This window comes from Synechococcus sp. PCC 6717, assembly GCF_022698185.1.
GTDB classification, from domain to species: Bacteria; Cyanobacteriota; Cyanobacteriia; order Thermosynechococcales; family Thermosynechococcaceae; genus Thermosynechococcus; species Thermosynechococcus lividus.
In genome coordinates this window covers 1-7,815 of sequence record NZ_JAKLTV010000039.1, presented here as the reverse complement: position 1 = coordinate 7,815, position 7,815 = coordinate 1, and the positions used below count along the sequence as shown (strand labels likewise).

General features: G+C 53.0%; 8 protein-coding genes and 1 pseudogene. 4 read left to right on the top strand and 5 right to left on the bottom strand.

Annotation, left to right across the window (positions count from 1 at the left end; translation table 11 throughout):
- The first annotated feature begins 474 nt into the window (after positions 1-474).
- Positions 475-777, top strand: coding sequence for a hypothetical protein (locus tag L5470_RS12095; protein ID WP_448534377.1), 303 nt, complete (start codon positions 475-477; stop codon positions 775-777).
- 6 nt (positions 778-783) lie between these two features.
- Here L5470_RS12095 and L5470_RS12090 read toward each other — a convergent pair whose 3' ends face one another.
- Both L5470_RS12090 and fba read right to left on the bottom strand, forming a co-directional pair.
- On the bottom strand, positions 784-1,644 hold the full coding sequence (locus L5470_RS12090; protein WP_099799024.1) for a sulfotransferase domain-containing protein: 861 nt from the start codon (positions 1,642-1,644) through the stop codon (positions 784-786).
- A gap of 110 nt (positions 1,645-1,754) precedes the next feature.
- Positions 1,755-2,834 carry a class II fructose-bisphosphate aldolase gene (fba, locus tag L5470_RS12085; RefSeq protein WP_448515066.1) on the bottom strand — a complete coding sequence of 360 codons (1,080 nt, stop codon included), beginning with the start codon at positions 2,832-2,834 and terminating at the stop codon, positions 1,755-1,757.
- Between the two features lie 185 nt (positions 2,835-3,019).
- Here fba and L5470_RS12080 point away from each other — a divergent pair, with 185 nt between their 5' ends.
- Together L5470_RS12080 and L5470_RS12075 are read left to right on the top strand one after the other, a co-directional pair.
- On the top strand, positions 3,020-3,355 hold the full coding sequence (locus L5470_RS12080) for a hypothetical protein (protein WP_099799023.1): 336 nt from the start codon (positions 3,020-3,022) through the stop codon (positions 3,353-3,355).
- Between the two features lie 52 nt (positions 3,356-3,407).
- Entirely contained in the window at positions 3,408-4,043 is a 636-nt protein-coding gene (locus tag L5470_RS12075) for a ribonuclease D (RefSeq protein ID WP_499500117.1), read from the top strand.
- Here L5470_RS12075 and L5470_RS12070 read toward each other — a convergent pair.
- The 3 genes and pseudogenes from L5470_RS12070 to L5470_RS12060 all read right to left on the bottom strand — a co-directional run.
- Positions 4,008-4,766, bottom strand: a complete 759-nt coding sequence (locus tag L5470_RS12070; protein WP_499500116.1) for a PD-(D/E)XK nuclease family protein — start codon at positions 4,764-4,766, stop codon at positions 4,008-4,010. The genes L5470_RS12075 and L5470_RS12070 overlap by 36 nt on opposite strands.
- A 1-nt stretch (position 4,767) precedes the next feature.
- Positions 4,768-6,843, bottom strand: a complete 2,076-nt coding sequence (locus tag L5470_RS12065) for a M48 family metalloprotease (protein WP_499500115.1) — start codon at positions 6,841-6,843, stop codon at positions 4,768-4,770.
- Positions 6,844-6,933: 90 nt separating this feature from the next.
- Positions 6,934-7,368, bottom strand: a pseudogene (locus L5470_RS12060) (RNA-guided endonuclease TnpB family protein); the annotation flags it as partial.
- Here L5470_RS12060 and L5470_RS12055 point away from each other — a divergent pair.
- Positions 7,365-7,815, top strand: a 451-nt coding sequence (locus tag L5470_RS12055; RefSeq protein WP_499500114.1) for a transposase family protein, incomplete at its 3' end; no start/stop codon positions are given. The pseudogene L5470_RS12060 and the gene L5470_RS12055 overlap by 4 nt on opposite strands.

Genomic DNA, 7,815 nt, shown 5'->3' with positions numbered 1-7,815 from the left:
ACTATACTTGGTCGCCATCCTTGGTGAAAAACCCAATCGGCGACAGTTGTTACAAGTAAGCAGAACCTTGGGGCTTTGCCTCTAGGAACTGTGTAGGGGCGTCTTGACAACGCCTTTATGAGTTCGTTTATGGACTGCGTAAGAATCCCCCACCTTTAGGTGGTGGGAGTGTCAAACACTGACACAAATGAGAACGAGTGCTGAGGATTGGCGTCGCAGACGAGCATTTTATCTACCAAAACCTGGGATAGTTGTACCACAAGTTGATTGCTTGTCTCAGGGAGATTAACTCCCCTCGACTCGTGCGGGGGAGTCCATGTATCCCCGCCGGGGTTTTATCGCTCCCCCGAACCCCCACATGCAGATAAAATTAGAGATAGATAGCCAGCGCCTATCTCACGAGCATAGGAAATCTTTTTAAGTTAAGTTGCCACTTGAGCGATCGCCATCACGGAGACAAAACTCATGATACCCATGAATCGTTACTTAATAGCTAGCCTAAGCATACTGCTATGGCCAGTGGCTAGCGTTGCTGCCCCCTTACCACCAGTATTTAACCCTATCTCCCCGACAACGGGATTTGAATCCTCCCAAATGAATCGAATGCTACAGAACGAGTGGCGCTACGACCAGCGCGATCGCGTGGATGCCAGCTCTGCGCTAACACCCGAGCAATTAGAAAATCCCGCCAATAGCGTTCTACAAATTGAGGTGGATGGCCAATTGCTGACTCCGAGTCAAGCCCAGCAGCTCCTCCTGCGGCAACAGCAACCCTAATTGCATCTACCAGCCAAAATCCTGCCCTAGCAGTTGGTAGAGTCTCTCATTATGGGGCTTAAAAAACTCGTCTAAGTAGTCATCAACCAGCGGTGGAACCACTGTCCGATTGTTCGCGACATTTTTGGGCTGCAAGTTAGTCACCTGATACTCTGGATCAACCCCAATAAACTCAAACACTGTTCTCAGGCAAGCTGCTGTGGCACTGAAGAAGTGTTCACTGCTCAAAATCAGCAATTGCTCCTTGGTAAACAGCTGAAAATACCGCTCGAGTTGCTGTTGGTAGAGGCCGCGACACTTGTAGGAGTGGTGAATAAACCCATGGCTGTTATAGTTAGCATTTTCTATCAAGGGTGCCAAGCGACGTTCTTCACTAGTAAACGCCTCGTACATTCCTAGCGGCTCCCGCCCTTTGCGCTTTTCATGAAAGTAGTGGGAAATTGCCCGCTTGCTGGGGTTGCGCAACAGTACAATCATCTTTACGTTGGGCAAAACCTCGGCAATACGCTGCGGCACACGAGGGTGAAAAAGATACAACGGCGATGACTCAAAGGTCTGCTTGCCGTCCTGTAAGTCCCTCTCGAGGGGAAAATGGGCACGGTACCAAGGCAATCCCTTCTCAAAGGTATCAATGCTAGGATGAGTGCCGCCATCAAAAAAATGAACTTCTTTTTTTAGAGAAGGAACTAACTGGGGATGTTGGCTTAAATAATCGTGCAAGCTGGTTGTGCCCGCCTTTTGCGCCCCAAGAATAATAAAGTGGGGTAAGCTGCGCTGTGCCCACGTGTTTTTTTGATACTGGTGAACAAGGTCAGGCACGATTGCCCGGGCCACGCCAGCAAGGGTTCTTTGAATTGTTTGATGCATAACAACTGTTCGGTGTAACTGGGCGCTGCAACCTATTAGAAAGCTGAGGAAGAGACGCAAAAGGGGTGACCGCAGCCACCCCTATACACGCTATCAGGTCTCAGGACTTCCTAGACCCCGACAGCTTTCTGAACCACTTGGGCAAGTTCGCCTTTGGCATACTTGGCAGCGTAGTCTTCAAGGCTGAGTTGCTTGATCTTGCTGGCATTACCAGCGGTGCCAAACTGTTGATAGCGATCGGCGCATACTTTTTGCATGTACTTGATCGAGGGTTTGAGGAAGTGACGGGGGTCAAATTCCTTGGGAGCAAGCGCAAGGGCTTCGCGCACAGCCGCAGTAATGGCTAGGCGGTTATCAGTGTCGATGTTAACTTTGCGAACACCACTCTTAATCCCTTTTTGGATTTCCTCCACCGGCACCCCATAGGTTTCCGGAATAGCCCCACCGTATTGATTGATTAGAGCGATCAAGTCTTCGGGGACGGAGCTAGAGCCGTGCATCACTAGGTGGGTGTTGGGCAAGCGGCGGTGAATTTCTTCAACGCGGCTGATGGCCAAAATTTCACCCGTGGGTTTGCGAGTAAATTTGTAAGCCCCATGGCTGGTGCCGATCGCCACCGCTAAGGCATCCACTTGAGTGCGCTCTACAAAGTCCACCGCTTGATCTGGATCGGTGAGCAGCATCGAGTGATCAAGGGTGCCTTCAAAGCCATGGCCATCTTCCGCTTCCCCTTGACCTGTTTCCAGCGAGCCAAGACAGCCGAGTTCCCCTTCCACCGACACACCAATGGAGTGAGCCACCTTCACCACTTCGCTGGTCACTGCCACGTTGTACTCATAGCTAGCGGGGGTTTTGGCATCCGCTTCGAGGGAGCCATCCATCATCACGCTGGTGAAGCCATTGCGAATGGCAGAGTAGCAGGTGGCAGGCTCGTTCCCATGGTCTTGGTGCATCACAATCGGAATATGGGGATAGGTCTCCACCGCCGCCAGAATCAGATGGCGCAGGAAGTTTTCCCCAGCATATTTACGGGCACCCCGCGACGCTTGCAGAATGACTGGGCTGTCGGTTTCGTGAGCCGCCTGCATGATCGCTTGGATTTGCTCCATGTTATTGACGTTGAAGGCGGGGATGCCGTAACCATTTTCGGCTGCGTGATCCAGCAGCAAGCGCATGGGTACGAGTGCCATAGGGTTATGTCCTCCTAAAATAGAGCGGGTGTATCACTTCGTTAAACCTTACCGATAATCTTAGGCTAATTTGCCCGTTTATGTTACCTAGGGGCGATCGGCCATTTGGGACACCGTCTTTGGCAGTGCGCCATTTACCATTAAGATCATTAAGATTTGGAAGCAACGCCTTGTGAGAAGTGTCCATGGTAGAACCCTCTTTAGGTCTGTCCGCCGATAATGACAATGATTCGCTAGGGGGGCGATCGCTGCAGTGGTCAGAGCGGCGGAGCCGCCTTGAAGAACTCATTGCTACGCTGCGCATTGCCGATGAATTAGCAGCAGGAAGCTATCTCATTACCAGCGGCGAGTTAGCCGAGCTAATGGATGTCCATGCCAGTGCGGTCACCAGCCGTGGCGAAGAGTGGGTATGGCGGAACTGGCAAGTTTCGCGAGTACGGCGCGAAAGTAATCAAATTCTTTGGCAGTTAGAGCGGATAGCCATCAGCAAAGAGCCATCCGCAGACACCCATCCCAGCTAACGGCTAGACTCTCTGCCCAACCTACAGCCCTCTTAAACTTGAGTAGCAAGTCATGGATTTAGATTTTCCCCTAGAGTGTTTTGACAATGATTTAAGTGAAACCGCGCTGGCTCAGTTTCTCAATGCTGAGCAGCTAGGGGTGGATACGGAGACAATGGGCTTAAATATTGCCCGCGATCGCCTCTGTTTGGTGCAGATCTGTAATCCTGCCGGTCAGGTGGCAGTGGTCAAAATTGGCCGGGGGCAAACGGCTGCTCCCCATCTGCAACACCTCCTAGAGCACCCTGGCATCACCAAAATCTTTCATTACGCGCGGTTTGATTTGGCAACCCTGCGCCACCATTTGGGGATCCGCGTTCAGCCGGTGTTTTGCACCAAAATTGCCAGTAAAATTGCCCGCACCTATTCACCACGGCACGGCCTTAAGGATTTAGCCCTCGATATGCTGGGGGTTGAACTGGATAAATCTGCCCAAAGTTCAGACTGGGGGAATGCCCTCGCCCTGCGTGACGATCAACTGCGCTATGCCGCTAATGATGTCCGCTACCTCATTCCTCTGCGGCAACAGTTACTGTCGATACTGGTGCGGGAAGAACGCCTGCCATTGGTCGAGGCTGCCCTAAGCTGCCTACCGGCCATTGTGGAACTGGATTTAGGGGGGTACGATCGCGTCTTCGAGCACGGCTAAAAAGGGTGCCAAGGTACTGTCTTGGGGGGGCGGGGTGCGCTGGCAGCGTTCCCGAAACGGGCAAGGGGAGCAGTGCTTAGGACTAAGTTTTAGGCTGACCTGTGGTAAGTCTTGGCCACGTTCATAGTCGTTGAGCCAGTATTGAAGCTGCTGCAACTGCTGTGTAAGGTCGTCTTCAACCTGTTGATGTTGCGCTTGAGTGTAGTGAAACGTATAGACCGTTGCCCCCCTTTCCCCTTGGGCAAACCAGTAGGTCATGGAAATTTGCTCAGGGGAGTAGTCGGTGGTGGCTGCTAGCAGGTAGCAGTAGAGGCGGGTTTGCCAATGGCGTGCTAATGTGTTTTGGGGAGGCGGCTGGGGATAGGTTTTCCAGTCGAAAATTTGAGCACGATCCGTGCCAAAAATCACCAGATCGTAGATACCAACAAGGGTAAAACCCTCTAGGGCAGTACTACAGCGGTGTTCAGTGTAGGCGGTGCCTGCAATCATAGGGGGCAGATCCGCTTGAAACTGCTCAAACCATTCCCGCAAAGTCGGTTGAGCCTCTAGAAGAGGGTGAATATCTAAGCCGTGGAAATGCTGCTGCATCAGGCGGTGGAACTCACGGCCAAGGTGTTGAGCACTGCTGAGGCTGTCTGGTAACCCTAGGCGGTTCAAGTAGCGGTACTGAAACTGGCGCGGACAATTTTTGAGGTGGCGTAATTGAGATTGGGAAATGTGCATATCACAACCAGCCGAGGATGGTGATAAGGCCGTAAAGCACCCATAGGGTTGCAACCCCTACAGCCCAGTAAGGCGCCCCCCACTGCTGCGTTTGTTTGAGGTCTGGGCACTGCCATGTGGCAACTTCTACGGTGGGGATGGTGCCCCGCCGAAACCAACCTTCAACCACAACAGAGCGGTTCTGAAGCTGTTTTAACAGTTGTGGCTGCACAATTGGCCAAGCAGCGCCCCATGATTTATAGCAGCGCAGTAGCCAAAGGCCATTGGCTGTTTGTAACCACAGGTGCTGCCCCAACCCATTTCTTAGACCGGTGACAGCACACAGCCGACCCTCTAGCCGAACAGGCGTGCTGTCGAGGGGCAGAGCAAGGGAGCGGTGCAGGAGTTGCCCTAGGGTCGCGGGTTCTGGGCGATCGCCCAAGGGAGGGTAGTAGGCATTGATGCGCAGGAACAACCCTAGCCCAACACCAATACTGCTAAGCCCTAGGCCTAGGGTCTGCCAATCGGTGAGCCACCAAAGGGCTGCCCCCACTCGCCCAACCCGGACGGCAAAATGGCCGATGCCACTTAAAAGTAGGGCTAGCAGACCACCGGCGATCGCGCCCCAAAGGGGGGTCAACTGCAGCCAACCGCGCTGTAAGGGAGGTAAGGGTTGGGGCGACACCAAGAGTAAGCAGGGTAGCTGCCAGCGACGGCTATAGGACATCAAAGCTCGCAGCCGCAGCCCCAACGGGCGATGGGAGGAGGTACAGCGGAACCAGTGTCGGAGCGGGTGATCCCCATCCCAGCGGGCGATCGCCCCCCAGTCGAGGGGTTGGTCACCCCAGAGGGCGGCCTGGGTTGGGTTCAAGGGCAGCAGCAGCCGCAGCGATTCTAGAGCCCCGCCAATACTGCCTTGGGTGCTCACCGTTTGGGCGGTGGCGTGCATCAACCGTAGCCATGCCAGCACTAAGGTGTTGGGGTTACCCGCCATCGCCGCTCCTTGGCGATCGCTGTAGTACTGCCGCAGTTGATTTGTCCAAAACAAGAGCATTTCCAGCCCCCGAAAGACAAGGTAACTCCCTTGACTGAGCAGTGCGCAACAAGCGTATAGGGTTATTGCCCCCCATCGCCGCCCCCAACCCTGACCGTAGGGCGGTGCCCAGCGATCGCCCCAGCGACTCAATCGGTCGTACACCGCGTAGGGACATTGCAGCGCTAGGACAAGAGGTGCCATCAGTGTATTCAACCCCTGTCGCAGTTGTGCTAGTTCCACCGCCAAGAGTGCCGCCAATTCCTCTGAGGTGGCAGTTCGCAGTAACCCCTCGCTCACGACAACCCGTCGTTGCCAGCGACCATAGCTAAAAATCAGGGGGGCAGTGGTGATGATGCAGCGCAGTTGGGGGCGGGGTTGCCACCACGACCATGGCAGAGTGTCCATGAGAGCCACTGCATCAGGGCTGTACTCCCTTAATTCATTCAAACTAACGGGGCGCAGCCCATACCCATAGCTCAGGACAACAGACCAAAGAGCACTGCTAAAACCAAAGAGGAGCACGCCCAAAAAGATGACCAATGCCGCGGCGATCGCCCCTTCCCAGCCTCGCAACAGCGCCACGGTATCGTTAGGTAGCCCTGTCAGATAGGTTACTCCCCCCAAAATAACGACGTACACTAGCCCTGCTAGCACAGCGATCGTGATCCCTTGGCTTGCCCAAAGATACCCCCGTGACACCGGTCGAAGCTGAATGTGCCCAGAGGATAGCCGTGGAACGGTGAGTTGCAGATTCGGGGAGGTGGATTCCTCATCGCGGTACACCTCGAGTTCTGGGAGATACTTGCGTGCCCATGCACGGATGCGGGGATGCCTAGCATGGGTGAGAAACTGACACAGAGCGATCGCCTCTTGCCACTGTTGGGTGTGGGTATAGGCTTTAATGAGGTGCAAATGTGCCTTTAACCCCTCTCGCTGCACACCATACTGGGCGATGACCGCCTCAAATGCAGCGATCGCCAGCAAATAATCCCCCCGGTTTAGAGCCGCCACCCCCGCAATAAAGCGGGGATCAACCCTAAAGTCTGGTTCTTGGCGAGCCATAGCACAGTGATTGCAACAACAAACCTGACATTTGACCTTAAACAGGACATAGGAAATAGGGGATATTGCAAGCCAGTAAACTTCCCCGCCCTAGAAGAGCGAGGCTTTCTGTAGCCCTCCGGCTATCTCGCAAGCTAGCCAGGAGCCTCCAGGCAGCGTTACGGACTGCCCCAAAAGCGCAATATTGATTGCTCCATTTAGGTCTGCATCACCAATCCATCCGCAATGCCCACACTTGAACTTTTTTTCAGTTCTCAGCCCAATATGCAAGCAACAATGGCAGGTTTGACTGGTATAGGCAGGTGGTACAGCAACCACCTCAACTCCTTCCTTGATACCCTTGTATTCCAAGAATTGTCGCAACTGATAGAACGCCCAACTGTTAGACCGTCTCCGCTCGGTCGTGTTTCTCGGTTGCTGGTTGATTCTATCTCGAATGCCTGTCAAATCCTCGATAGCAACAATGGCAGGGTCTATCGGACTTGGTATGCTAATGTAACATGCTATACGAAATCTAAGATATGCAGCTACTTCTAACTGATCTACTCAACCTACCTGGAATTGAGGTTGAAGATTATACCGATGTTGCGGGAGAATTGATTCTTATAGTGGAAGCAAAGACAACCGAGGCGATTTGCCCACGTTGCCAACAAAAAAGTTGTCATTTACACCAGAATCATTGGTATCTAGTGCGAGATTTAAGCATCAGTGGACGAACCGTATTTCTTAAGATTCTTAAGATCAATCGTCGCCAGTTTAAGTGTCGAACTTGTGGTAAGCCATTCAGTGAAACGCTCGATTTCATCGGCAATCGTCGCAAGCAAACGGATCGATTTGCTCAGTCAATCGTGCAACAGGTTTTGCACAGCGACATTCATAATGTTGCAATTTCAAATGGTCTCACTGATGAAGAAGTATGGTCAATGGTACAGTATGTCAGTAAAAAAACTCCACGTCGATGTGAGTTCATTA